Annotated in this window: 24 protein-coding genes; 5 read left to right on the forward strand and 19 right to left on the reverse strand. The window is 69.8% G+C overall.

Annotation, left to right across the window (positions count from 1 at the left end):
- Positions 1-6: 6 nt before the first annotated feature.
- From ACQPYZ_RS30880 to ACQPYZ_RS30900, 5 genes are read right to left on the reverse strand one after another with little or no spacing between them, the layout of a single operon-like run.
- The gene (locus ACQPYZ_RS30880) at positions 7-1,272 is read right to left on the reverse strand and encodes a PLP-dependent aminotransferase family protein (RefSeq protein WP_433162292.1); all 1,266 of its coding nucleotides are present in this window, start codon (positions 1,270-1,272) and stop codon (positions 7-9) included.
- Positions 1,272-2,330 carry an alpha-hydroxy acid oxidase gene (locus ACQPYZ_RS30885; protein ID WP_433162295.1) on the reverse strand — a complete coding sequence of 353 codons (1,059 nt, stop codon included), beginning with the start codon at positions 2,328-2,330 and terminating at the stop codon, positions 1,272-1,274. The genes ACQPYZ_RS30880 and ACQPYZ_RS30885 overlap by 1 nt, the downstream gene beginning before the upstream one ends.
- Positions 2,323-3,249, reverse strand: coding sequence for an alpha/beta hydrolase (locus tag ACQPYZ_RS30890; RefSeq protein WP_433162296.1), 927 nt, complete (start codon positions 3,247-3,249; stop codon positions 2,323-2,325). The genes ACQPYZ_RS30885 and ACQPYZ_RS30890 overlap by 8 nt, the downstream gene beginning before the upstream one ends.
- Before the next feature lie 4 nt (positions 3,250-3,253).
- Positions 3,254-4,468 (reverse strand): cytochrome P450, encoded by a 1,215-nt coding sequence (locus ACQPYZ_RS30895; protein ID WP_433162298.1) that lies wholly within the window; start codon positions 4,466-4,468, stop codon positions 3,254-3,256.
- A gap of 5 nt (positions 4,469-4,473) precedes the next feature.
- Complete coding sequence (locus ACQPYZ_RS30900) at positions 4,474-5,760, reverse strand: SGNH/GDSL hydrolase family protein (RefSeq protein WP_433162300.1); 1,287 nt, start codon at positions 5,758-5,760, stop codon at positions 4,474-4,476.
- A 246-nt stretch (positions 5,761-6,006) separates the two neighbouring features.
- Here ACQPYZ_RS30900 and ACQPYZ_RS30905 point away from each other — a divergent pair, with 246 nt between their 5' ends.
- From ACQPYZ_RS30905 to ACQPYZ_RS30920, 4 genes are read left to right on the forward strand one after another with little or no spacing between them, the layout of a single operon-like run.
- Positions 6,007-7,566, forward strand: coding sequence for a class I adenylate-forming enzyme family protein (locus tag ACQPYZ_RS30905; protein ID WP_433162302.1), 1,560 nt, complete (start codon positions 6,007-6,009; stop codon positions 7,564-7,566).
- Positions 7,567-7,572: 6 nt separating this feature from the next.
- Positions 7,573-8,796, forward strand: coding sequence for an MFS transporter (locus ACQPYZ_RS30910; RefSeq protein ID WP_433162304.1), 1,224 nt, complete (start codon positions 7,573-7,575; stop codon positions 8,794-8,796).
- Complete coding sequence (locus ACQPYZ_RS30915; RefSeq protein ID WP_433162305.1) at positions 8,793-9,461, forward strand: SGNH/GDSL hydrolase family protein; 669 nt, start codon at positions 8,793-8,795, stop codon at positions 9,459-9,461. Before ACQPYZ_RS30910 ends, ACQPYZ_RS30915 begins: the two co-directional genes overlap by 4 nt.
- 27 nt (positions 9,462-9,488) lie before the next feature.
- Positions 9,489-10,325 carry a phosphotransferase enzyme family protein gene (locus tag ACQPYZ_RS30920; protein ID WP_433162307.1) on the forward strand — a complete coding sequence of 279 codons (837 nt, stop codon included), beginning with the start codon at positions 9,489-9,491 and terminating at the stop codon, positions 10,323-10,325.
- Positions 10,326-10,433: 108 nt separating this feature from the next.
- Here the strand turns inward: ACQPYZ_RS30920 and ACQPYZ_RS30925 are convergent, their stop codons facing one another.
- Genes ACQPYZ_RS30925 through ACQPYZ_RS30980 form a run of 12 tightly spaced genes read right to left on the reverse strand, consistent with a single transcriptional unit; the run spans position 10,434 to position 21,460 of the window.
- Positions 10,434-11,762 (reverse strand): hypothetical protein, encoded by a 1,329-nt coding sequence (locus tag ACQPYZ_RS30925; RefSeq protein ID WP_433162308.1) that lies wholly within the window; start codon positions 11,760-11,762, stop codon positions 10,434-10,436.
- Complete coding sequence (locus ACQPYZ_RS30930; protein ID WP_433162310.1) at positions 11,759-12,730, reverse strand: alpha-ketoacid dehydrogenase subunit beta; 972 nt, start codon at positions 12,728-12,730, stop codon at positions 11,759-11,761. Before ACQPYZ_RS30930 ends, ACQPYZ_RS30925 begins: the two co-directional genes overlap by 4 nt.
- Positions 12,727-13,677: a thiamine pyrophosphate-dependent dehydrogenase E1 component subunit alpha gene (locus ACQPYZ_RS30935; protein ID WP_433162311.1), complete on the reverse strand. Its 951-nt coding sequence runs from the start codon at positions 13,675-13,677 to the stop codon at positions 12,727-12,729. The genes ACQPYZ_RS30930 and ACQPYZ_RS30935 overlap by 4 nt, the downstream gene beginning before the upstream one ends.
- A 3-nt stretch (positions 13,678-13,680) precedes the next feature.
- Positions 13,681-14,466 (reverse strand): DUF3050 domain-containing protein, encoded by a 786-nt coding sequence (locus ACQPYZ_RS30940; protein WP_433162312.1) that lies wholly within the window; start codon positions 14,464-14,466, stop codon positions 13,681-13,683.
- A 10-nt stretch (positions 14,467-14,476) separates the two neighbouring features.
- Positions 14,477-15,382 (reverse strand): phytanoyl-CoA dioxygenase family protein, encoded by a 906-nt coding sequence (locus tag ACQPYZ_RS30945; protein ID WP_433162314.1) that lies wholly within the window; start codon positions 15,380-15,382, stop codon positions 14,477-14,479.
- Positions 15,366-16,439: a 4-hydroxyphenylpyruvate dioxygenase gene (gene hppD, locus ACQPYZ_RS30950; protein ID WP_433162316.1), complete on the reverse strand. Its 1,074-nt coding sequence runs from the start codon at positions 16,437-16,439 to the stop codon at positions 15,366-15,368. The genes ACQPYZ_RS30945 and hppD overlap by 17 nt, the downstream gene beginning before the upstream one ends.
- On the reverse strand, positions 16,439-17,707 hold the full coding sequence (locus ACQPYZ_RS30955; RefSeq protein ID WP_433162317.1) for a beta-ketoacyl-[acyl-carrier-protein] synthase family protein: 1,269 nt from the start codon (positions 17,705-17,707) through the stop codon (positions 16,439-16,441). The genes hppD and ACQPYZ_RS30955 overlap by 1 nt, the downstream gene beginning before the upstream one ends.
- Positions 17,704-19,296, reverse strand: coding sequence for a class I adenylate-forming enzyme family protein (locus tag ACQPYZ_RS30960; protein WP_433162318.1), 1,593 nt, complete (start codon positions 19,294-19,296; stop codon positions 17,704-17,706). Before ACQPYZ_RS30960 ends, ACQPYZ_RS30955 begins: the two co-directional genes overlap by 4 nt.
- Positions 19,293-19,775, reverse strand: a complete 483-nt coding sequence (locus ACQPYZ_RS30965) for a beta-ketoacyl synthase chain length factor (protein ID WP_433162320.1) — start codon at positions 19,773-19,775, stop codon at positions 19,293-19,295. The genes ACQPYZ_RS30960 and ACQPYZ_RS30965 overlap by 4 nt, the downstream gene beginning before the upstream one ends.
- Positions 19,772-20,983, reverse strand: coding sequence for a beta-ketoacyl-[acyl-carrier-protein] synthase family protein (locus tag ACQPYZ_RS30970; RefSeq protein ID WP_433162321.1), 1,212 nt, complete (start codon positions 20,981-20,983; stop codon positions 19,772-19,774). The genes ACQPYZ_RS30965 and ACQPYZ_RS30970 overlap by 4 nt, the downstream gene beginning before the upstream one ends.
- On the reverse strand, positions 20,976-21,206 hold the full coding sequence (locus ACQPYZ_RS30975; protein ID WP_433162323.1) for an acyl carrier protein: 231 nt from the start codon (positions 21,204-21,206) through the stop codon (positions 20,976-20,978). Before ACQPYZ_RS30975 ends, ACQPYZ_RS30970 begins: the two co-directional genes overlap by 8 nt.
- Positions 21,206-21,460, reverse strand: coding sequence for an acyl carrier protein (locus ACQPYZ_RS30980; RefSeq protein WP_137259095.1), 255 nt, complete (start codon positions 21,458-21,460; stop codon positions 21,206-21,208). Before ACQPYZ_RS30980 ends, ACQPYZ_RS30975 begins: the two co-directional genes overlap by 1 nt.
- Before the next feature lie 17 nt (positions 21,461-21,477).
- On the opposite strand from ACQPYZ_RS30980, the gene ACQPYZ_RS30985 reads away from it, so the two are divergent.
- Positions 21,478-22,116: a 4'-phosphopantetheinyl transferase family protein gene (locus ACQPYZ_RS30985; protein WP_433162326.1), complete on the forward strand. Its 639-nt coding sequence runs from the start codon at positions 21,478-21,480 to the stop codon at positions 22,114-22,116.
- Here ACQPYZ_RS30985 and ACQPYZ_RS30990 read toward each other — a convergent pair.
- Together ACQPYZ_RS30990 and murQ are read right to left on the reverse strand one after the other, a co-directional pair.
- On the reverse strand, positions 22,047-23,228 hold the full coding sequence (locus tag ACQPYZ_RS30990; RefSeq protein WP_433162328.1) for a class I adenylate-forming enzyme family protein: 1,182 nt from the start codon (positions 23,226-23,228) through the stop codon (positions 22,047-22,049). The genes ACQPYZ_RS30985 and ACQPYZ_RS30990 overlap by 70 nt on opposite strands.
- Before the next feature lie 855 nt (positions 23,229-24,083).
- Entirely contained in the window at positions 24,084-24,977 is an 894-nt protein-coding gene (gene murQ, locus ACQPYZ_RS30995; RefSeq protein ID WP_433162329.1) for an N-acetylmuramic acid 6-phosphate etherase, read from the reverse strand.
- Positions 24,978-25,001 lie beyond the last annotated feature (24 nt).

Raw genomic sequence — 25,001 nt, forward strand, 5'->3', positions numbered from 1 at the left:
GACCAGTTACGGCAGCTGGTCGGTGATCAGGGCGGCCAGGCGGTTGAGGGCGGCGTCGATCTGGTCCGGGGTGACCGAGCTGCAGGACAACCGGAGGGCGTGGATCGGCGGGCCGGCGTCGTAGAAGTGGCTCATCGGCGTCCAGAGCACGCCGTACTCGTGCGCGGACTTCTCCAGCAGTACGTCGTCGACCGGGAACGGCACGGTGACGACCACGAAGAACCCGCCCGCCGGCACCGTCCAGGTCACCTCGCCGCCGGGGAACCGCGCGGCCAGTCCGTCGGTGATCGCCCGCAGGTTGGCGGCGTAGATCGCGCGCTCCCGCCTGTTCGCGGCGACCAGGCTGCAGTCGTTCGCGAGCAGCTTGCCGCCGATCACGGCCTGGGCGACCGGCGAGGTGTTCACGGTGACTATGCTCTTGATCTTCGACAGCTCGTCGGCGAGCAGACCGATGGCTCCGTCCGGCGTCTCGATTGTCTGGTCGGCGACGACGTACCCCACCCTGGCGCCGGGGAGTCCGGTCTTGGCGAACGAGCCGAGGTAGACGACCCGGCGTTCGGTGTCGAGCGCCTTGAGCGTCGGGACCCGGTCGACGCCGTCGGCCGGGAACAACCCGTACGGGTTGTCCTCGATCAGCAACAACTCCTGCTCGGCGGCCACCTCCAGCAGCCGCCGCCGGGTGTCCAGGTCCATGCTCAGCCCGGACGGGTTGGCGAAGTCGGGCATCACGTAGCACGCCCGCGGCCGCAACCCGTCCGCCCGGGCCGCCTTCACCACCGTGGCCAGGTCGTCGTCCTCGGTCACCGGCAGGACCGGGAAGTCGAGCAGACGGGCGGCGCCGGTGATGCCGACGTACGTCGGGGAGATCGCGAGCAGTACGTCGTCCGGACCGGCACGCAACGCGCGCAGCGTGAGGACCATCGCCTCCTGGCAGCCGACCGTGATCACGATCGCCTCGGGGTCGACGTGGATGTCCTCATCGACGGCGAGGTTGCTGGCGACCAGGTCGTGCACGATGCCCTTGGTCCGGCCGTACTGGAGGATGGTCCGCCTGACCGCCTCGTCGTCGTGTCCCTGGGCACGCAGGTGCCCGGCGAACAGGTCGAGGTAGCGGTGCACGTCGCCGAGATCGAAGAACTCCTCGGTCGGGCGTCCGGCGGCCAGCGAGATCGCGTCCGGGTGGTGGTGGGAGATCTCGTTCAGGAAGTTCATCGAGTTGAGCGCCCGGTCCGTCAGCGAACCGTGCAACTCGGTCAGTCTCAGGTCGGCCATCACGCTCTCCCCGTCGTCAGCCCGGCCACCGCGGCCAGATCCGCACACCCGGCCAGCAGCATCGCGTCCCGCACCTCACGCCGCAGCACCCCAAACGCCTCGTCGGCAGCGTCCACCGCCAGCGCCCACAGCAACGGCCGCCCGACCAGTACGGCGGACGCGCCCAACGCCAGCGCTTTCACCACATCGATGCCGCTGCGGACACCACTGTCCAGCAGTACGTCGCAGTCATTGCCGATCGCATCGACAACGGGGCCGAGGGCATCGATCGACGCAATCGCACCGTCCAACTGCCGGCCGCCATGATTGGAGACCACGACGCCCACGGCACCGGCATCCACAGCCCGGCGAGCATCACGCGGATCGAGGACCCCTTTCACCGCCAAGGGAAGCTCGGTCGAGCCGCGGAGCCACTCGAGATCACGCCACGAGACCGCCGGCTCGAAGGCGGACGCCGTATGCGCGGCCACCGCGGACAGCCCCGGGACAGCCACGTGTGCCTCTGTCGTCATGTCGACAAGATTGGCCGCGACCACGTCCTCGGGCAGCGCGAACGCGTTCCGTACGTCGCGCAGCCGGCGACCCATCACCGGGACGTCGACCGTCACCATCAGCGCGGTGCAGCCCGCGTCCTCGGCACGGCGTACCAGGGAGGTCAGCAACTCGCGATCGCGCAGCCAGTAGAGCTGGAACCAGGAAGGCGCCTCGGCGGCGATCTTCTCCAGCGGGAAGCTGCTCAAAGTGCTGATGACGTAGGGGATTCCGGCGTCGGCGGCTGCTCGGGCAAGCAGGAGTTCACCCTCGGGATGGAGCAGGCGTTGGTAGGCCATCGGGGCTACCAGGGTCGGCAGGGCGATGGTGGAGCCGAGGACGGTGCAGGTGGTGTCCGGCTCGTCGATGCCTGCCAGCACCCGAGGCGTCAACGTGACCGAGTCGAAGGCGGTCCGATTGCGTCGCAGGGTGGTCTCCGAACCGCTGCCGCCGGCAACGAAATCACGAACGGCGGCCGGTAGCACGGCGGCCGCCTCCTGTTCGTACCCGTCGAAGGTATCAACCATCCTTGAAGATCCCACCCAGCCAGGAGGCGGCCTCGACCATCGCCTGTCGGCCGCCGTCGAGGATGCCCGACATGGCGAAGAAGCCGTGCACCATCCCGTCGTACCGGCTGAGGGTGGTCGGGACCCCGGCGGCGTGCAGCTTCTCGGCGTAGTACTCGCCCTCGTCCCGCAGCGGGTCGTACTCGGCCGTGATCACCAGCGCGGGCGGGAGATTCGCGTGCGATTCGGCCAGGAGCGGTGAGGCCAGTGGGTTCTGCCCGTCGGCAGGGTCGGTCAGGTAATGATCCCAGTACCAGCCGACCGAGGTCTTGTTGAAGAGGTACGGATCGTCGCCGGCGCGCATGGAGATGGTGTCCGAGCCGTAAAGCGTGTTCGGGTAGACCAGCAGCTGGCCGGCCAGGGCCGGACCGTTGTCCCGGGCAAGCAACGTGACCGCGGCGGCGAGGTTCCCACCAGCGCTGTCGCCACCGACGACCAGCCGATCCGGATCCGCCTGCACTTCGTCGGCGTGCTCCGCGATCCATCGGGTGGCGTGATGACAGTCGTGGACCGCGGCCGGGAACGGGTTCTCCGGCGCGAGCCGGTAGCCGACCGTGATGACCTGACAGGGAACGGCGTTCGCCAGCTTGCGGCTGATGCCGTCGGCGGTCTCGATGCTGCCCAGCGTCCAGCCGCCGCCGAAGAAGTAGATCAGCGTCGGCAGCGGACCGTCGAGATCCGGCCGGTAGAGCCGCAGTGGCAGCCCGTCCCCGGTGACGAGGTCCTCGACGTGGTGGACCTCCTCCACCACACCGCCGGCGGCCTGGATCGACGCCAGGTCGGCGGCCCGGGCCTCGGCCAGCGTCTGGGTGTAGAGCTGCGGTACGTCGTTGGCCGCGCGTTCGGCACGCATGGCCTCGACCTGCGGGTCCAACGGCATGGGATCACCCCAATCGGATCGGCATGGACTCGTGTCCACGCAGCAGCAAGCTACGGCTCCGCACCGGTTCGCTCGCGAGCCGGAGACCGGGGAACCGGCGGAACAGCTGCCCGAACGCGGCCCGCCCCTCCATCCGGGCCAGCGCGGCCCCGACGCAGTAGAACGGCCCCGCGCCGAACGACAGGTGCTGCAGATCGTCCCGGCCGGGATCGAAGGCGTCGGCGTCGGCGTGCTTGGCGGGATCGCGGTTCGCGGCGCCCGGCAGGATCAGCACCAGACTGCCCGCGGCGACGGACTCGCCGGCCAGGTCGATGTCGGTCGACGCCTGCCGGCTGATCAGCTGCACCGAGCTCTGGTGCCGCAGGATCTCCTCGACGTAGTCCGACGCCAGCCCGGGATCGTCGCGTAAAGCGTCGACGAGTGCCGGCTCGGCCAGCAGCAGCTCGAGGCCGTTCGTCAGCAGGTTCATCGTGGTCACGAAGCTCGCGTTGACCAGCACGAGCAGGTTGTCGATCAGCTCCTGCTCGTCGATCCCCGACGTACCGGAGTCGAGCGCGTGCACCAGCGAACCGACCAGATCGTCGCGCGGACGGATCCGGCGGTGGGCGATCATCCGGGCGTAGTAGGCGTTGAGCTCGTCGGCGGCCTGGTTCGCCGCGTCCAGCTTCTCCGGCTCCTTCCCCCCGAGGTCGAGGTACTCGTCGATCCGCTGGGTCCGGTCGCGGAACCAGCCGAGGTCGGAGCGCGGGATGCCCAGGAACGTCCCGATCACGGTGATCGGCAACCGGTAGGCGAAGTCGACGAAGTCCACCTGCTGCCGGTTCGACCCCGCCTTGCCGAGGTCGTCCAGCAGCTCGGCGACGAGGTCGTCGACCACCGGCTCGAACCCGGCCAGACGGCGCGGTGTCAGCACGGCCTGGAAGACCTTGCGCATCCGCAGGTGATCGGGCTCGTTGCGGAACATCATCGACCCGCCGAGCCGGCGCAGGACCGAGTCCTGCGGATCCGGGTCGGCGGTGAGCAGGCGGTGGAACCTGGTGTCCTTCAGTGCGTCCTGGGCGGCGTCGTACCCGTTGACCACCACGGCGTACGGCGAACTGCCCGGCTCGAGGCGGCAGACCGGGCCGATCCGATGCAGCTCCGCGAAGAGCGGCATCGGATCACGGCGACCTTGCTCGGAACCGAGGGCGGCGAGAATTTCGTTCGCGGTCCGAGTCATGGCGGTCAGCGCACCAGTTTGAGCGGGACCGAAGCTGCCATCGCCTGGTAGCCGGCGTCGTTCGGGTGGATGTGGTCGCCGGAGTCGAAGGCCGGGTTCAGCCGGCTCGGCGCGGCCGGGTCCCGCAGCACCTTGTCGAAGTCGAGCACGCCGTCGAACTCCTTGCTCGACCGCAGGTAGCTGTTCACCGCCTGCCGGGTGGCCTCCTTCGCCGGAGTCCAGCTGTCGGTCCCGCCCATCCCCTCGAACGGCGTGATCGTGCTGACCAGGCTGCGCAACCCGCGCTGCTGGACCTGCGCGTTCAGCTGCCGGAGCGCGCCGATGATCTCGGCCGCGGAGTCGTCGGACATCCAGATGTCGTTGATCCCCAACTCGGTGATGACGGTGCGTACGCCGGTCTGCGCGAACACGTCCTCGTTCAGCCGGGCCAGCGAGTTCACGCCGACCTCGTTGAACCCGGGGAACGCGCCGTTGTCGGACGGCTCGCTGCCCTCGTGGTTGAGCCGGCTGCCGGCCAGACCGGCGTTCAGCACACTCGGCACCTGGTCGCGCCGGCCCGCGGACGCGATCAGGCGCTCCGCGAGCTGGTCGGGCCAGCGGTTGTTGGCGTTGAAGGTGCTCGCGGTGCCGTCGGTGATCGAATCGCCGAGGACGACGATCGACCCGGCCGACCTGTCCGTCTCGACGTCGACCCCGGACAGGAAGAACCAGCAGCAGCGCCGGGTCAGCGTGTACGCCGCTCCGCCCGGCTGGGTGACCAGGTTCGACGGGCCGACGAAGTTGTCCTGGATCGAGGAGCCGTGGAACGTGGTCGGGCCGGTGTTCTCCGGGAAGTACAGGCTGACGACGAGGTCGTCGAGGTTGCCCAGCCGCAGGTTGACCGGGTCGCTGAGCAGCTCGCTGCCCTTGACCATCGACGCCGACCCGGCACCGTTGAACGTCAACGTCCGCAGGGTAGCGGGGTCGATGTCGGACAGCTCCGGCGTCGACCTGTCGGGCTTGGCCACGGTCGCGGCGCCCACGGTGACGGTCTTCTCGCCGTAGATGTTCGACAGCCGGATCCGGATCCGGTCGCCGCCGACGGTCGGCCGGACCACCAGCCGGACGCTCTGGTCGGTCAGGCCGACGTGGGTCGAGCCGGAGGCGTTGCCGTGGGTGACCGCGGTCGCCCAGGTGCCGACCCACTCGTCGTCGCGGTGGTCACCGCCGTAGCTCGCACCGGCCAGGCCGGAGCCGGCCAAGGTGAGCGCGGCGGTCACCGCGACCGCGCGCCAGCTGCTGGAAATATGCATGGACGGACCTCCTGGCGGAATCGGATGGCGGACGGAACGTAATACGCCCCGACTAATCCGGTCAATGCAACGGAAAGGCATTCGGCGGCGATTTCCGGACGTGCACCGGCAGCGGTTAGCGGACCGGTTCCGCACCCGGATCGCTAGGGTATTCCTTCACCCTGCGGGCGGCGCGGATCGAGTACAGTCACAGGGACGGCTGGGGGGCCGGAGTCGAGGACTCGCGTCAGTTGTGAGGGTGCCGGAATGCCGCCTGAATTCGTCCTGCCCGGGAACAGTAACAATTACGTGGTGCGCGCCCTGGCGCTGTTCCGGGAATTCTCCGGGCGGCCTGCCTTGGCACGCGGTGACCGGTCCGCCACGTACGGTGAATTGATCGCCGACGTCCTGCGGATCGCGGCCGCGGTCCGGGACGCCGGCATCCGTCCGGGCGCCCGGGTGCTGGTGATGGCGGCCAACTGTTTCGACGCGCCGGCGCTCCAACTCGCGCTCCACCTGCACGGTTGCCGGGTGTTGTGGTGCGCGCCGATCACGTCGCGCCGAGAGATCGACCGGTTCGCCGTTCTCGCCGACGCCGACGCCTTCGTGTACGACGGCGGACTGGGTGCCGAGCTGGCCGAGTCGCTCGCGCCGATGCCGGCCTTCACGCTGACCGAACTGGCGACGACGTCGGGCGGGGCGCCGTACGGGATCGATCCGGCGGTGCCGGCGCCGGACTCGGTTCTGCAGACCAGCGGGACGACCGGTGACCCGAAGCTGGTGCACCACACGCAGAGCTTCTACGAGCAGATCCTCGACCTGGCCGCGGCCTTCGTCGCCAACGGGTTCCCGCTGCTGCGGCACTACTCGGGCTCGCCGCTGTGGCTGGCGAGCGGGCAAATCACCAGCTTCTTCAACCTGTTCACCGGTGGGGTGCTGTTCCTCACCGACACCTGGTCACCGGACGAGTTCTACCGGATCGTCCCGGCGGAGAGGATCACCTCGACCTATGTCACCCCGCCGATGCTCTACGAGCTGCTCGACCATCCCGGTGGCGAGGACGTCGACTGCAGCAGCCTGTTCATGCTCAACGTCGGTGCCGGGCCGGCCACGCCGGCGCGCCTGCGGCAGGCGATCGCGCGGTTCGGTCCGGTGCTGCGGATCGTCTACGGGCTGAGCGAGGCCGTCGTCGTCACCGCGCAACCGGGGCTGACCGAGGACCCGGCCCACCCCGAGCGGCTGGCGTCGGCCGGTACGCCGTACGGCGACGTGCGGATCGAGATCCGGGACGACGACGGGAAGGTGCTCGAGCCGGGACAGACCGGCGAGGTGTGGGTGCGGAGCAAGCTCACGTTCGCGGGGTACCTGAACAAGCCCGAGCTGACCGCGGAGACGCTGGTCGACGGCTGGCTGCGGACCCGCGACCTCGGGTACGTCGACGAGGACGGCTACCTGTTCCTGGTCGACCGGGTGCACGACATGATCGTCACCACCCGGCGCAACTGGGCGATCTTCTGCCGCCCGATCGAGGACGTGCTGGCCACGCATCCGGCGGTCCGGACGGCTGCGGTCATCGGCGTACCGGATCCGGTCGTCGGCGAGGCCGTGCACGCCTTCGTCGTACCGCGGCGGCCGGTGTCCGCGGAGAGTCTCCAGCAGCTGGTGACCGACACGCTGAACGAGATGTGGGCGCCGGCGTCCATCGACTTCGTCGACCGGTTGCCGCTGACCCGGATCGCGAAGGTCGACAAGGTTGCTCTGCGCAAGCTTCATGCCGAGTTGCACCCGGCCTCGGCAGCCGGGGCGAGGGGGAATCATGATCGGTAGGTCTCGATGACCCCCAGGCGGGGGTTGGTTGTACTGTTCGCCGCGGACGTCCTGTCGGCGGTCGGCAGCCGGGTGTCGATGGTGGCCATCCCGTGGCTCGTGCTGGTGACGACCGGCAGTGCGGCCCGGATGGGGCTGGTGGCGGCCGTCGAGATGGTGCCGTACATCGTCGCCAGCATCATGGGCGGCCCGGTGATCGACCGGCTCGGCGCCCGCGCGGCCTCGATCATCGCGAACCTCGCCAGCGCGGTAGCTGTAGCCGCGATCGCGGCTACCACCGAGCTCGGCTTCGCGACCTTGCTGTTGCTGGTGGCGATTGCTGGTGCGCTGCGTGGGGTAGCGGACCGATCCAAGGAGTTGCTGGTACGACCGATGGCCCAGGCCGCCGAGGTCGCGCTGATCCGGGTGACCTCGTTGCACGAGGCATTCGCTCGCGGAGCCACCTTGCTGGGCGCCCCGCTGGCCGGGTTGCTCATCTACTGGACCGACGCGGCCTCGGTGCTGTGGCTCGACGCCGCGACGTTCGTGGTGTGCGGGCTGCTGGTCGCCGGTTTCGTCCGTCCGCCGGACGCCCCGATCGAGGCCCGCCGGGACAAGTACTTCCGCTCGCTCGCGGTGGGTTTCGCGTTCGTACGCCGGGACGCGCTGCTCGCGACGATGCTGATCACCACCTTCACCATCAACGTGTTCGCCAGCGCGAGCACGGCGGTGTTCATCCCGCTCTGGGTCGCGGAGGAGCTCGGCTCACCGGCCGGACTCGGCCTGACCCTCGGCGCGTTCTCGGCCGGTGCCCTGCTCGGCAGCATCGGCTTCGCCGTCCTTGCCACCAAGGTGCCGCGGTACCTGACGTTCGCGATCGGTGCACTCATCGGGGGCAGCCCGCGCTTGCTCGTGCTCGGGCTGAGTGACCATCTCGTCCTGGTGATGGCGGTGACGTTCCTGTCCGGGATCGGGATCGCCGCGATCAACCCGGTGTTCGGCGCGGTGCTGTACGAGCATGTGCCGACGAACCTGCAGGCGCGGGTGATCGGCCTGGTCGCGGCCTCGTCGTTCGCCGGTCTCCCGCTCGGCGCGCTGCTGGCCGGCGAACTCGTCAGCGGCTTCGGGCTGATCCCGGCGCTGATCGGCTGCGGGATCGCCTGCCTGATCGTCAGCGTCTACCCACTGGTCCGGCGCGGGCCCGGCCGGATCCTCGACAATCCCGCCCCGACGCCGCTGGAGGCCGCGTGAACGAGGCCGACGATCCCTACTGCCTCCGCCCCGGGGAGAGCGCGGAGTTGCTGGCCGGCCATCCGTGGCGACGGTTCGCCGTACTCGGCGACAGCGTCGCGGAAGGTCTGTGCGAGCCCGTCGACGGCTACAGCGAGCTGCAGTGGGCCGACCGGATCGCCGCTGAACTCGGCGCCGTCCAGCCGCTCGACTACCTCAACCTCGGGGTCAGCGGGTTGCGCACCCGGGAGATCCTGGCCACCCAGCTCGAGCCGGCCGTTGCCTTCGGCCCCGACCTCGCCCTGGTCGTCGGCGGCGGCAACGACGCCTTCCCGGCCACCTACGACCCCGACCGGGTCGACCGCGAACTGACCACGATGATCACCACGCTGCAGGACGCCGGCGCCGACGTGATCACGCTGGGCATGTTCGACGTCTCCTACAGCCCGGCCGTCGTCGAGTGGCTCCGCCCCGGTCTCCGCCAACGCATGCGCACCCTGTCCACCCGCACCGCAGCCCTCGCCGAGAAGCTCGGCACCATTCACGTCAACCTCACCGACCACCCCCTCTCGACCGACCCAGGCCTCTACAGCTCCGACGGCCGCCACGGCAACGCCCGCAGCGACGCCATAGCCACCACCGAAACCCTCCGAGTCCTCGCTCGCCACCTGGCGTCGGTACGCTGAGCGCTGAACTCGGGGAGGTGCCTGCGGTTGATCGAAGCGTCGGACTTGACGCGCGACTACGGCATCGCCGCTGAGGAGATCCGGCCGCATCCCGGCGGATTCAACAGCGACGGCTGGGTCGCGGACTCTCGGTGGTTCGTCAAGGTCTGGCGCCGCGGGACCCCTGAGGACCTCGACCTGCTGCGCACTCTCGCTGCCACCGGCCTGCCCGTACCCGCTCCCATCCGGACGACGGCCGGCCGACTCCACGCGATCGCCGACGGCAAACCGTACGCCGTCTTTCCGTATGTCCACGGGCGGTTGGCGACGCACCACGACTGGCGTCCGGCAGCGCGGGCGCTGAAGCGCGTGCACGCCCTCGAAGGCATCGACCTCCCGGCGGCCACCATGGACGAGCCGGCGATCTGGCCGCTGCGGGAGATCCTCGACCATCCATGGATCGCAGACCGCCGCGACGTACTGGTCGCGAGCATCGACCGGCTCGAGCGCGCGATCGACCGCGCGCGGACGAAGACGGTCCGGCAGGTCGTGTGCCACCTGGATCTCCACGGCGCCAACCTGATCCTGGACGGCACCGGCGAGATCGCCGCGATCGTCGACTGGGAGCAGGCGGTGATCGGCCCGCGCGAACACGACGTCTGGATCGCCGCGGAAGGTGAGCACCTGGAGAAGTTCGTCACCGAGTACGGCGCCTACGACCTCGATCCCGACCATCTCGAATACGCCCTGCTGGCCCGCGGGCTCCGGGACCTGGCCGCGCGGGTGTTCAACGAAGTGGACTGCCCGGGCGTGGACACCTGGGGGTTCCGGCGGATCGCCAGGCTGGACAGCGATCTGGCCCGCTTCCGGCCCTTCTGCCGCTAGCTGGTACCGACGGACAGGAGGTACCCCATGTCCGCCCCCGATCTGCGGTGGACTGAAGCGGCGGTGGGCGTTCAGTGGGCGTATACGTCCTGTCCTTCGGTCCCCGGCCTACCTCTTCAGCAGCAGGCCGCTGGTCAGGGCGCCTTGGCCGACGTTGACCACGGGGCCGGCGCCGGGGGTGGCGAAGCGCAGGTAGGCGCCGGCGGGGGTGCCGCCGAAGAGGTACGGCGCGATGCAGAACGGGACGTCAGCCTCATGCACCTCGCCGGTCGCCACCTCGATGAACTGCATGGTCAGCCGATCGACCGGCACATGGGCTTGCAGGACATACCCACCTTCGGCGATCGCCGCGTCCAGGGCCGCCTCCCAGTCGTGCGCCGACACCTCCGGCCCGACGACGACACCCACTCCGCCGTACGAGCCGGACGGTTTGAGGACGAAGCCGGTCCGGTTCGCGACGGCCCGCGGACGCAGTCCGGCCGACAGCACGAACGTCTGCGGAACATGACGCCGGACCACCTCAGCGTCCTCGGCGGACAGCTGGTCGAGGTCGTCCCACAGCCACGCGAAGATCGACTTGCTCGCGAGCAGCCAACTGGCCGACGCGGTGAACATCCGGACCGCTCCGGTCTTGACCGCGGTCGCCAACGCGTCCAGGCCGGCGCTCGGCGTCGTGCCCTGCGGGACAAACATCCGGAGTACGGCGTCGATCGGACCGTCGTCCACGCACGGCCGGCCCGAGTCGTCCAAACTCAGCCACTCGACCGGGAACACCCGCATGTCCAGCCCGAGCTCGCGACCGCGTTCGCTGAACGGCTCGAGCAGCTTGATCATCGCCTGCCCGTCCTGCGAGCCCGGATACGTGCCGCCGGTGGTGAACAGCATCGCCAGCCGATCTTCACCCGTCAGGTCGAGCGCAGACCGCACAGCCTCGTAGCGGGCGTCCACAGCCGACGGTGGCGTGGTCAGCCCGACTCCGTCGAGCACCGGATCCCCCTCGTACGCCGCCAGGAACCGTCGCGCGACCCCGTCGGAGTCGTGTGCGCCGCCCAACGCGCTGTCGATGTTGGCCTCGACCACGTACGGCGTCCCGCCGGCCAGCAGGATGTCCGCCCGCACTCCCCCGATCAGGTCCTCGGTCAGCGGCAAGTCCTCGTCCAGCAGGTCGATCGCGTCGACCCGCATCCCGAGTGCCTGCCGCAACTCCCCCGCGGTCGTTGCCCGGCGCAGACACGCGTCCACGATCAGCCGCGCGACCGTCGCCGAGATGCCGGTCATCGCGTCGTACGCCGACGCCGCCATGATCGGCGGCCGGAGCGGTCGCCACTCCTTGTTGTGCGTGGCGACCCCGTCGTACACCTGCTGCCACGACTCGACTCCGCGCGCGACCAGCGCCGTACGGACGTCCTCGGACAAGCGGGGCCACAGGTCGGTCATGGTTTCTCCAGTACGGCGTGGATCGCGGCGATGAGGTGGTCGCGGCCGGGTTGGACCGCCCGGTCCAGCGCGAGAGCGAACGGCAGTACGGCGCCGTCCGGCCTCGTGACCCGGCGGGGTGGGGAGTCGAGCGTGCAGCGTTCGGCCGCGACCGCGAGGATCTCGGCGGCGAACCCGCTGGTCCGGTTGGAGTCGTCGATCACGACCAGCCGGCGCGTCCTCGCCAGGGAGGTGGTCAGGCCGTCCGCGTCGAGCGGGTACACGGTCCGCGGGTCGAAGACCTCGACCGAGATGCCCTGGCCGGCCAGCTCGTCGGCGACCACGAGCGCGTCCTGCACCAGGTGGCCGAGGGCAACGACCGTGACGTCGGACCCGGGCCGGGCGACCCGGCCGACGCCGAGCGGCGCGGGTGCGAGCGTGGTGAAGTCGAGGTCGTCCCGGATGCCGAGCGCTCCCGACGGCGCGAACACCACGACCGGGTCGTCATCCCGGATCGCCGAGCGCAGCAGGCCGTAGGCGTCCGCCGGGGTGGCCGGGACCACGGTCTTCACGCCGACGTGCGCGAACAGGGTGTACGGGTGGTCCGAGTGCTGGCCGGCCCAGCCGGTCCGCGAGCCCGAGCCCGGTACGACGTACGTCACCGGGACCGTGCACTGGCCGCCGGTCATCAACGAGAACTTGTGCGCCTGGTTGGCGATCTGCTCGAACACCAGGAACAGCAGCGACGGGATCTGGAACTCGATCACCGGCCGCATCCCGGCCAGCGCCGCACCGGTGGCGAAGTTGGTGAACGCCTGCTCCGACAGCGGCGTGTCCAGCACCCGCTCCGGACCGAACCGGCCGAGCAGACCGGCGGTCAGGTTGGACGCGGCCACCCGGATGTCCTCGCCGAGCAGGAAGACCGCCGGGTCGTCGGCCATCGCGTCGCCCAGCGCCCGGTTGAGCGCCTTCAGGTAGGACAGCTTCACCGCATCACCTCCGGGGAGGCGTAGAGGTACTCGAGGGCGGCGGCCGGGTCGGGATGGGCGCTGCCCAGCGCGTCCCCGGCCGCCGCGTCGAGCAGGGCCTCGACCTCGGCATCGACGGCCGCGCGCTCGGCGGCGGCCAGTCGTGCGCCCTGGATCTCCACTGGGTCCCGCGACCACCCAGCGGAGACTTCCTCGGTCGAGCGATAGGTGAGCCGCGTCCGGTGCTCGAAGGTGTGGTGAGCATCGAAGCGGTACGTCGTACATTCCAGGAACGTCGGCCCTTTCCCCGCGCAGGCCCGTTCCACGGCCGAGGCCGTTGCCGCCAGCACCTTCTCCGGATCCTGCCCGTCGACGGTGAAGGCCGGGATGCCGAACGCTCGGGCGCGCCCGGTGATGCTGCCGGCCACCGCCGAGGCGACCGGCATCGTGGTGGCGTAGCCGTTGTTCTCGCAGACGAAGATCACCGGCACCCGCCAGAGCGCGGCCAGGTTGAAGGCCTCCAGCAGCATGCCCTCGTTCATCGCGCCGTCACCGAAGAACGTGGCCGCGACGGTGTCCCGGCCCTGCCGGCCGTACGCCCAGGCGGCGCCGGTCGCGATCGATGCGGCCGCGCCGACGATCGCGTTCGCCCCCAGGATGCCGAGCCCGAAGTCGGCCGCGTGCATCGAACCGCCACGGCCCTTGTTCAGGCCCGTCTCCCGGCCCATCAGCTCGGCCAGCAACCGCGCCGGATCCACCCCGCGAGCCAGCACATGCCCATGTCCACGGTGCGTGCTCGTGATCACGTCGGAGGGCCGCAGCGCCGCACACACCCCGGCCGCCACGGCCTCCTCCCCGATGTACGGATGGATCCCGCCGACGATCTCACCGGACCGGACGAACTCGATCGCCCGCTCCTCGAACCGACGAATCAGCCGCACAGTCCGGTAGAGATCGACGCCGCTCATGGCTCAGCCCTTCACCGCGGCGAGGATGGCGTCCCAGAGGCGGGCGCGGGCGGCGAGCGCAGTGTTGATGGTGTTCGCGCAGGCCTCCCACTTGGCCGGGTCGTCCCCGCACAGGTCGGTGACCATCTGCATCGCCATCGGGGTGTGCTGCTCGCCGTCCACCTCGATGTGCCGCTCGAGGTAGTCGACGAACGTGTTGAGCCTGTTCGACCGCTCGTTCACCGCGACCACCTGGGTGAACATGTCCGGGATCAGGTCCTCGCGCCCGAACGCGAACGCGGCCGCCTGGCAGTGCACCGGCGCGTTCTCGATGATGTCCCAGGTGGTGGCGGCGAAGTCGACCGACGCCTGCGGTACGCCGGCCTCTCGCAGCGAGGTCACCACCGGCGCGCCGTCCCGGAGCAGGTGGATCAGCTTCTGGATGGCCGTGGTGTCGGCCCCGGCTTCCTTCATGCCGTTGACGTAGAGCTCGAAGTGGCTGATGAAGCCGTCGCCGAGCTCGTCGCTCTCCTCGACCATGACGATGTCGTTGATCAGCCGGCGGCTGCCGGGGTGCGGGGTCGGGATCCACGGCACGGTCACACAGGTCAGCTCACGCTGCAGTGACTTGAGCAGGGACATGAAGTCCCAGACTGCGAAGACGTGATGCTCCATGAACGTGACGAGTGCCTCGTGGGTGTCCAGGTTCGCGTAGAGCGGGTGCTGGACCACCTTGTCGCGGGCCTCCGAGACCGCCTTCTCCAACTGCTCGATGCCGGGATGGGTCTGACCCCAGTCGTACCGTGACATGTGCGGCTCCTTAACGGTTGGCCCAGAGGGTCGGGCAGAAGTCGGGGTCGGCGTAGTCCGGGTGGCCTTCGGCGGTACGGCGTACCAGGACGTCGTGGTTGTAGGCGGCGAGCGTGCCGTCGGACAGGGGGAACTCGCGGTAGTGGTTCGCGCCGTCCTGCAGGTGCAGGGAGATCGCCCGGCGGGGACGGTCGCTGACGTTCGGGCCGCTGCCGTGGTACGTGCGGCAGTGGTGGAAGTTCATGTGACCGCCCGGGATCGTGATCGGGACCTTCGTCACCTCGGCGTTGTTGTACGCCGCGTTCTCGGCCAGCATCTGGTCGAGCTGGGACCGGTCGCGTTCGGCGAAGTGCCGGACGACGGTGTCGTCGGAGCCGATCTCCCGCCAGCGGTGACTGCCGTCGACCATGGTGATCGTGCCCATCTCCGGCGGGCAGTCGTGGAACGGGATGAACGCGGTCAGCATCCGGTCCGACGCCGAGGACGACCAGTAGTGCTTGTCGAAGTGCCAAGGCACGATGTTGCTCGGCTCGCCGGAGATCGGCGGCTTGTAGATCAGCGTGGACTGGAAGATCCGGATCTCGTCGGTCTGCGCGAGCCGGGCGGCGACCGCGCCGATCAGCGGTTTGCGCAGGATCTTGGCCAGCGCGTCGTGCTCGTAGTGCACGTAGTCGTTGTGCCGCTGGACGTCACCCTTCGACGGGTCCCAGTAGGCCAACTTCGGCGGTGCCTTCGGCAGGGTCCGGTCGCGTTCGCCGGCGTAGTACCGCTCGCTGGCGTTGACCAGCTCCTCGGTCTCGTCGTCGGTGAGCAGCTTCTTGGACAGGTACCAGCCGTGCTCGTGGTAGAAGGCAACATCCTCGTCGGTCGGCAGCAGTGCGACCTCTTCCTCCGACAGCTTAAATTCCAGCGGCATGCGCCAGCTCCCGTTCCTTCGCTTCGTACAGGGCCTTGATGTTTCCGCTGCCGAACGTCATCGCGCCGCGCCGCTCGATGATCTCGAGGAACAGCGTGCGCCGGACGTGCATCGACTCGGTGAAGATCTGCAGCAGCTGACCCCAGTGGTCGCGGTCGACCAGGATGCCGAGCTCCCGCAGATCCTCGATCGGCGTGTCCACGTCGCCGACCCGGTCGGACAACGCGTCGTAGTACGTCGACGGCGTACCGAGGAAGTTGACGCCGCGGCCGGACAGCGTGCTGACCGCTTCGACGATGTCGCTGGTCCGCAGGGCGATGTGCTGCACGCCGGCGCCGGCGTGCCAGCTGAGGAAGTCGTTGATCTGGCCGGGGCGGCGGCTCGGGTCCGGCTCGATCAGGGTGAAGGTGACGTGCTTCGACGGACTCTGGACGACCTTCGAGTCCATCCCCTGGCCGGCCACCTCGATGTACTCCTCGAAGATCCGCGGGAACCCGAACACGTCCTCGTAGAACTTCGCGGTCGGCTCCAGCTCGCCGGACGGCACGCAGATCGCCAGGTGGTCGATCTCGCTGAACAGCTTCTCGTCCGGCCCGCGGGTCGGCTCGGTGATGTGGATCAGGCCGGGCAGGAACTCGTGCCGCGGCCCGTGCCGCTCGACCAGCCGGTGGATCACATCGCCGAACCCGGCCACCTCCGCGACCACGACGGCGGTGTCGCCGGCCTCGTACCGGACCGGCTCCCGCAGCCCGTCCGCGCCCCGGGCCACCAGTTCGCCGTACGCCGCGGTGGCGTCGTCGACCTCGAGTCCGACGATCGCGACGCCGTCCCCGTGCCGCTGCACGTACGCCGCCGCCGGGTGGTCCGCGGCCAGGCCGGACGTCAGCACGATCTGTACGGCGTCCTCCCGCAGGAGCAGCGACCGCTGGTCCGGCAGCCCGGTCTCGGGGCCACCCTGTCCGTGAATCTGCAGGCCGAACGCGTGTCCCAGGTAGAACGCCGCCTGCCGAGCGTCTCCCACGTACAACTCCACGTGGTCGATCCCGTAGATCTCCATCACAACCTCACCTCACTGTCGATGTGTCGCCGTTCCGGAGTACTGGCGCCGCCGAGAAGCAGGCTCACGTTCTGGCCACCGAACCCGAACGAGTTCGACAACGCGTACTCCGGCCGGATGTCGCGGGGGTCCTTGCGGACGTGGTCGACCGGACACGCCGGGTCCGGATCGTCCAGGTGGTACGTCGGGGGCACCAGGCCGGTGGTGATCGCGAGGGCGGTCGCCGCCGCCTCGACCACGCCGGAGGTGCCGAGCATGTGACCGGTCAACGCCTTCGTCGAGCTCACCGCCGGTCTGTGGTCGCCGAACGCCAGCCCGATCGCGACCGACTCGGCGACGTCGCCGAGCTTCGTGCTCGTGCCGTGCGCGTTCACGTAACCGACCCGGGCCGGATCGACTGTTCTGATGGCCTGTCGCATGCACGCCGCGGCGCCGGCCCCGTCGGGACGCGGTGCCGTCGGGTGATGCGCGTCGGAGTTGACGCCGTAGCCGACGACATCGGCGTAGCCGGGTGCGTTGCGGGCGGCTGCGTGTTCCGCGCTCTCGAGCACCAGGAGCGCGGCACCCTCACTCAGCACGAAACCGTTGCGGCGCAGGTCGAACGGGCGGCTGGCCTCGGACGGGTCGTCCCACCCGCGCGCCAACGCCCGCGCGTTCGCGAACGTCTCCGCGAACGTCGGGAACAGCGGTGCCTCGCTCGCTCCGCACAGTACGACGTCCGCCTCGCCGGACCGGATCAGCCGGACCCCGTCCGCGATCGCCTGAGCTCCGGAGGCGCACGCCGTACCGACCGACGAGGTGTAGCCGCGGAGACCGAACCGGATCGCCACGCGAGCGGCCGGCATGTTGGGCAGGATGCCGGTCAGCAGGTACGGGCTGACGGCCGCGCGACCGCGTTCCGCCCGGGCGAGGACCTGTTGCTCGAGGGTCGCCATCCCGCCGACTCCGCCGATGATCACGCCGATGCGTTCCGGGTCGACGTTCTCTCCGACGGTCAGGCCGGCGTCGGCAAGGGCGTCCTCGGCGGCGAGTTGGGCGAGGATCACGGTCCGGTCCGTCACCTTGCCGTCGGGGCCGGACGCGAGCTTGCCCTGGTCGAACGGCGGGAGGATGCCGGCGAGTTCGACGGAGTTCGCGACCGGGTGGTCGGCCGGGGGTTGGACGATCCCGGACCGGCCGTGCAGCAGGGCGTCGTACACCTGGTCGGGCCCTCGGCCGACCGGGGTCAGCAGGCCCATGCCGGTGATCGTGACGGCGGGCGCGCTCATGCGTCCGCTCCCGTCAGCCGCTGCTCCCGCAGTGCGACCTTGCGGACCTTGCCGGTCACCGTGACCGGTACGTCGTCCGCCGCGACCGCAGTCACCGTACGGACGATGGCGGCGACGTCCTCGCCGACGGCGGCCTTCACCTCGGCCGAGCGGTCCCGGTCCGCGGCGGCCGGATCCAGCTCCAGCATGACGTCGGCGACGTACCTGCCGTTCTCCTGGACGATGACGACCGTGCAGTCGGCGACGTCGGGCAGGGCGGCGAGGATGCGTTCCTCGGACATCGACGTGAACAGCTGCGGGCCCTCGAAGCCGGCGACCGCGTCGGGGATCCGGTCGAGGTGGAAGTAGTGGCCGGTGTCGTCGCGGTACGCCAGGTCGCCGGTGAGGAACCAGCCGTTCAGGCGGAAGCGGTACGTGTTGACCGAGTCGTTCCAGTACCCCGGCGAGACCGACGGCGAGCGGAAGCCGAGCAGGCCGACCTTGCCGGGCGGCAGTTCCTCGCCGGTCGAGCTGAGGACGGCGGCCTCGGCGAACTGGTACGGCTTCCCGATGCACCGGCCGTAGTGGTCGCTGTCGATCGTGTGCGTGATGTGGAAGCCGTTGTGACCCATCTCGCTGGACCCGAGACCGTCGACGAAGTGCGAACCCCGGACGGTCGTCCGCCCTTGCCTGGTCACGGTCTCCCGGGTGCCGACGGCAACGAGTTTGCGGATGTGCGGCTCGTGCGCACAGTCGCCGGTGTTGAACCACATCCGCACCGAGTCCAGGTCGTGCGCGCTTAGGTCCTCGCGGGCGAGACCGGCCCAGGTGACCGCGAAGCCGTAGACCGCGCGCGGCTTCCAGCGTTCGATCTGCCGCAGTACGCCGGGTGCGTCCTGGCTCGACAGCAGCAGCATCTCGGCCCGGTTGCCGAGGACCTGGTTGACCATCAGGACGGTCGCGGTGTGCGGGATCGGCAGCGCGTTGAGGATCCTGTCCGTGCCCTGTGCCTGCGGCATCGTGAGCAGGTGCTTCAGAGCGGCGTACAAGGTCGTGTGCGTGTGCAGGACGGCCTTGGGTACGCCGGTCGTGCCGCTGGTGTGCGTGATCACGACCGGGTCGTCGGCGTGATGCCGGTAGTGCTCGGGTGACTTCGCGGGATCGCCGGTGCCGAGCTCCCGCGGCTCCCCCAGCACCTCGGTCTGCAGGAGCGGGCGATGAGCAGCATCGGCGAGTACGGCGGTGACGCGCAGCCGGCGGATGAACTCGTCGGCGATCGCCGGGGTCATCTTGCCGTTCATCAGCGCCGGGATCGCGCCGACCCGGTTCAGGGCGAGGAAGCTGAGGACGATGTCCTGGGCCTCGGTCGCCCAGATCGCGACCACGTCCCGCCGCCCGATGCCGTGCTCGTGCAGCCAGGCGGTGCGGGCCTGCACGCGTTCGTCCAGCTCACCGAGGGTCAACGGGTGCTCGGCCGGGTAGTGGTCGACCGCGGTGTCGAAGGTCAACCCCGGTCCGTCCAGATCGGCGCCGTGGGCAATCACTCGCTCGAGGACGTTGCCGGTGCCGATCGCCGGATCGGCCGCCAGCCGGGCTCGCAAACTCTTCATGGTCGGGCTCCCGCACTCACGATCCGGGCGGCTGCCTGCTCGGCCCGGACCTCCACGATCAGCACCTGGTCGGCGTCACCGTCGCCGATCAGCAGGGCGGCCTCGTCGAGCCCGCCGTCGGTCACGCAGACCACCGGTCCGCGCAGGTCCCACTTCGCCGCGATCAGGCCGGCGACGCTGTTCGGCACCGACTGGAAGAAGAACAGCGGCCCGATGCGTTTGCCGTCGGCAACGGCTTGCTGGACGTGCTCGGCGCTGACCCGGTCGCCGTCACTCACGAGCACGATCCCGGTGATCCCGTCGGGCGGCTGCGGTCTCTTGGTCAGGCAGCGATCGGCGGCGACGGCTGCGAGCGGATTGAACGTCGACAGCACGAACCCGGGCAGAGCGGGCGGCCCTGCCGCGACGTCGTCGTCCGGCTCCGGCCAGTAGCCCTCCGCGAGCACGACCAGGTCATGAATCTCCAACACCGCGCTCATCCCGCCCGCACCACCAACGCGGTGTTGGCGCCACCGAACGCCGAGTTCAACGACATCCCGTACGGCGACTGCGCCGGCCGCGGCGCATCCAGGATCAGATCCAGCGGACAGTCCGGATCGGGTTCCAGGAACCCCGCATTCACCGGCAACTTCCCGCCCCGCAACGCCTGCACCGTCACCACAAGCTCCACCAACCCCGAAGCCTCCAAAGCATGCCCGTGCACCCCCTTCGAAGAACTCACCGCCACCCCCGTCGCCGACCGCCCAGCCACCGCCCCCGAACCCACCGAACCCACCGGCCCCGCCCCGAGCCCCTGCCCCGCCTCGAGCCCCTGGCCCGACCCGCGCCCGCTCGCCTCACCGTTCACCATTTGGTGGGTTGACCCGTGAGCTTGTGGGTTCTCCACCGTGAATCCGGGTGTAGAACCCGCCATTTGGCTGGTTGACCCATCAAATGGGCGGCCGAAGACAGTGGTGATGGCGGCGGCCTCGGCGGCGTCGCTGAAGGTGGTGCCGGTGGCGTTGGCGTTGATGTAGCCGATCAGGTCGGGCGACAGGCCGGCCCGGGTGAGTGCGGTCCGGATGGCCGTCGCCAGGCCTCGACCGTCGGGGGACGGCTGGCACGGGTGGTACGCATCTCCGGCGCGACCCCAGCCGACGATCTCCGCGAGACCGTCGCCGGCCTCGAGAACCACCGCAGCCACCCCGTCACCTAGCAGGAGACCCCGGCGGTTCAGGCTGAACGGTCGGACGGCGTGATCGTCGGCCAGCGCTCGGCCGGCGTCGAACAGCGCGTACTGGTCCGGTTCGACCAGATAGCCGGCCGCGACGACGATGCGGTCGGCCCGGCCGCTGCGGATCAACGTCGCGGCATCCGCGATCGCCGTACTGGCTGAGACGCAGGCGCTCGTGTACACGCGTCGCTGGCCGAAGTCGAAGGTCGGGGCCGAGTGCAGTGCGAGCAACAAGGGCGTTGTACGGCGGTCGGCGCCGGCCTGACCGCAAGCAGTGGCAATGGCGAGATCCAGCTCCTCCTCCAGCGTGCCGACATCGGCGACCGTGGCGGCGTGGTGCACGCGACGGTTGCTGGTGTCGAAGCGGCGTACCTCGCTGAAGGCCGGCGAACCGGCGAGCTGTGCCTCGGGGCCGCGGCCGAGCGCGGTGAGCACGGAGAGGCCGGTGATGGAGACCGGTCGGGGTTCAGACATGGCTCGTCAGCACCTCGGCCAGTACGGCGACCGCGTCGTCGACCGTCGTCATCCGCTCGAGCTGGTCGTCGGCCAGCTCCACGCCGTACCGCTGCTCGACCTGATGGACCAGCCAGGCCAGCTCCATCGAGTCGATCCGTTCGGCGCCGGGTGGCCGCTCGCCGAGGCCTGCCAGCCAGGTGATGATGTCGTCCCGCCCGGGCGGGGGTGGGGTCGAGGTCATCAGACTTGCTGGGCTACCCGGCCGGCCACCTCGGTGGTGAACTCGCCGACCGTCATCAGCGCCAACTGCTCGGACTCGTCGTCGGAGAACCGGACGCCGAACCGGTCCTCGACCCGTACCGACAGGTCCGCGAGCGCAAGCGACTCCAAGTCGACCCCGGCCGGACCCAGCGTGGTGTCGTCGTCGATCCCCTCGGTGTCGTAGTTCATGTCCTGCAACTGCGCGATGACGAAAGCGCGAACCTCGTCCTTCATCGGGATACCTTCTTTCCGTGGGTGATTCGGTACATGTCTGGGCGGCGCCGGCCGGCGCCGAGCCACGAGCCGCGGCCCACAACCTCCTGCTGGACCTCGCCGCCGAGCTGGTCGGCGGCTCGCCGGTACTGCGGCACGAGGCGACCGGACGCCCGTACGTCGACGGCCTCGACGTGAGCATCAGCCACAGCCGCAACCTGCTCGCGGTCGCAGCTGCGGTGACCGGACCGGTCGGGGTGGATGTCGAGGACGTGTATCCGCGCGCGGTCAGCGGTCTGGCCGCGCGGTGGTTCGATCCGTCCGAGCTGGAGTGGATGGCACGGCAACCCGACGAGCTGGTCGCCTTCCTCCACCTCTGGACCGCGAAGGAGGCGGTGGGCAAGGCGCTCGGTCTGGGCTTGCGGCGGGCGGGTCTCCGCCGGTGCGTTCCACTTCCTATGCCATCGGACGGCGCCGCCCTTGCAGCGAGTCGGATTGCCTCCGACGGCGACCTTGAGCTCGCCGTGGCTCATCTGCCGACTGGACAAGCGGCTGTGCTCGCGGTTGCGTTGCCGGCAGCAACGACCGACGTACTTCTGACCGAACATCACGGCGCTGCCTTGCGCAGGATCGTGACGTCCCGGACGAGTTTCCCGGTCGTCGTGCGCGGAAGCTGATCGAGGATGCGCACGGTCCGCGGGCGTTTGTAGGGCGCCAGCTGTTGCGCGAGCTCCGTCTCCAGCACGCTGATGTCCCGGCGCTCCTTCAGCTGCAGGTACGCCGTGATCGAGCCGTCGAACACCACGACCGCCGCGTCGACACCGCGCAGAGTGCCCAGCGTGTACTCGACCTCGGTCAGATCGACCTTCATCCCGCCGACCGAGACCTGCGAGTCCAGTCGACCCTTGATGCTGACCAGCCCGGTCTGCGGATCGACCACGCCGGCGTCCCGCGTCCGCAGCCAGCCGTCCGCCCAGCGCGCCGGGTCGACCAGCCCGAGGTACGGCGACTCCGGTCGGCGGATGTGCAGCTCACCGTCGACCGCGCGGACCTCGATCCCCGGCGCGGGGCGGATCGCGGGCCGATGCTCGCCGTACAGATCGGTGCCGATGACACCGACCTCCGTCATCCCGTACATGTTGCCGAGCGGTACGCCGTACGTCGCCTCGAACGCCTGTGACACCGCGGCCGGCACCAGCTCGCCGCCGGTCGTCATCCGCTTGAACTGCGGCAGTTTCGGCGGGTCCTGCACCGACGCGAGCAGCCCGAGGTGGAACGGCACCCCGAGCACGGTGGCCGGAGTGCTCTCCGCCGCGATCGCCTGGACGATCGCATCACCCGTGAGCCGGGCCGGCGGAACCAACTCGACGCCGGCGTGCAGTCCGTACATCAGCCCGCCGACCAGTCCGAGCACGTGCACCATCGACGGCAGCAGGATCAGCCGCTCGCCGCGCTGCGGGACGCCGTCGATTTGCGTGTAGCGCAGGACCTCCTCGACCAGGTCCTTCGCCGACCGGCCGATCACCTTCGACGGCCCGGTCGACCCCGAACTCAGCTGTACGACGGCGTGCGTCGTACCGGCCGGATGACCGGAGTAGCTGGCCACGTCCGTCTCGACCTCGACGAACGTACGCAACCCTGACGGCACCGGCCGCTCCGGCGAGACCACGACCTGCGGGACCAGTCGCTCGATCGCCCGCCGTACCTCGTAGTCGGTCAGCCGGTGATCCAGCAGGATCGCCTGGCCGCCGCTGCGCCAGACCGCCAGCAAATGCGTCACGAACGCCATCGACGGCGGTAACCTCAAAGCCGCGGCACCACCGGGGCGAAAACCGGAGGCGGCCAGTTCGGATTGGCGATCCCGCACCAATCGGCGCAGCATTGCCCGGTCCACCGGATCCGGCAACCGAAAACAAATATCGTCCGCCGGGCCGGCCAGCAACACGTCATCGACCCACTGAGCACCCTGGGTGGTTCCGGGCACCACGACAGCACCGTCCATGGTCATCCGAGCTCCGAAGTTCGTTGCACACAAAGGATTCGAAGACCAGAACCCCCACCAAGGCCTGGCGATGACTGGACGATACGACACGATCACACAACCGCGCTACGAACCAGGAGTAATGATCCCATCACCCCCGGCAACCCCCGCGGAACTACATTCCCGTTAAATCACTTCTAACCGCAGAATCGTGTCCCACCAGTTAGCCTTCCGCCGACAATCCCTGTCAACGAAGGGTAACCCGCAGCATTTCCAGAATACCTACCAAGCCATTTCCCGGCGCCCGACCAGAAATATCCGCCCAGTACCCCACCCCAACCACCGCACCTCCACCACCGACACCCACCGGCCTCCACCACCAGGCGTGCCAACTCTGGGGCGCTGCCACACCCTCCGGTCCCCTTGAACACGAAATAACGTGTCCACCCCCACCACGTCCTGTTCACACCCCCGACGCCCACACCCGCCCGCACCCGCCCGCACAGTCCGTCGCGCAACCACGGGGACGCCTGCTGCCGGTGAGCGGCCGCTCCGAGGGCGTCGACACGCAGGCGCCGCGCGGCGGTGTCCTTCACCGCCCCAGGCGCGCTTCCCCGGAGGCGCGCTCGCCCGCCGCGAGCGCGGTGGCTTGGGGCGTTTGGATCAGGCCGGGGCGCCGAGGGTGGTCAGGGCGGTGGCTACTCGGCCGTGGGCGGCTTCGAGGGCGGCTCGGGCCTCGGGGATGGGGGAGCCGGTGAGGAGGTGGACGAGGGCCGGCTTGAGTTCACCGTCGGCGTCGGCGAGGGCGGACTCGCAGGAGGCCGGGTCGGCGCCGGTGGCTTCGGCGAGGATGCGGAGCATGCGGCCGCGGAGTTTCTTGTTGGTGGCGACCAGGTCGACCATCAGGTTGGACCAGGTGCGGCCGAGCTTGATCATCAGCGTGGTGGAGAACGCGTTCAGGATCATCTTCTGCGCGGTGCCGGCCTTGAGCCGGGTGGAGCCGGCGATGACCTCGGGCCCGGTGTCCGCGGCGATCACGATGTCGGCCAGCGGCGCCAGCGGGGCCGCGGGGTTGGAGGTGACCAGGACGGTGGTCGCCCCGGCCGCGCGGGCGGCCTTCAGGGCGCCGGCGACGTACGGCGTGCTCCCGGAAGCGGCGAGGCCGATGACGAGGTCCTGGCCGGTGACCGTGGCCGCGTCGGCCGCGCCGCCGTCCTCGGAGTCCTCGACGTTCTCGACCGCGCGGAGCAGCGCCTCCATGCCGCCGGCATGGTGGGCGACCACCAGGCCCTCGGGCGCGTGGAACGTCGGCAGCAGCTCGGCCGCGTCCAGCACGGCCAGGCGGCCCGACGTACCGGCGCCGAAGTAGTGCACCCGGCCGCCGCCGCGGACCGCCTCGACGGCGGCATCCACGGCGCGGGCCAGCTCGGGGACGACGACACCGACCGCGCCGGCGACCCGGGCGTCCTCGGCGTTCACCATCCGGAGGATCTCGGTCGTGCCCACCGCATCGATGGCGAGCGTCCTGGGGTTGCGCTGCTCGGTCGGCGTGGTCACAGCGTCGATGTTAGTTTCCTACTG

Origin of the sequence: Kribbella sp. CA-247076 (genome assembly GCF_050942445.1) — a bacterium.
GTDB lineage: Bacteria > Actinomycetota > Actinomycetes > Propionibacteriales > Kribbellaceae > Kribbella.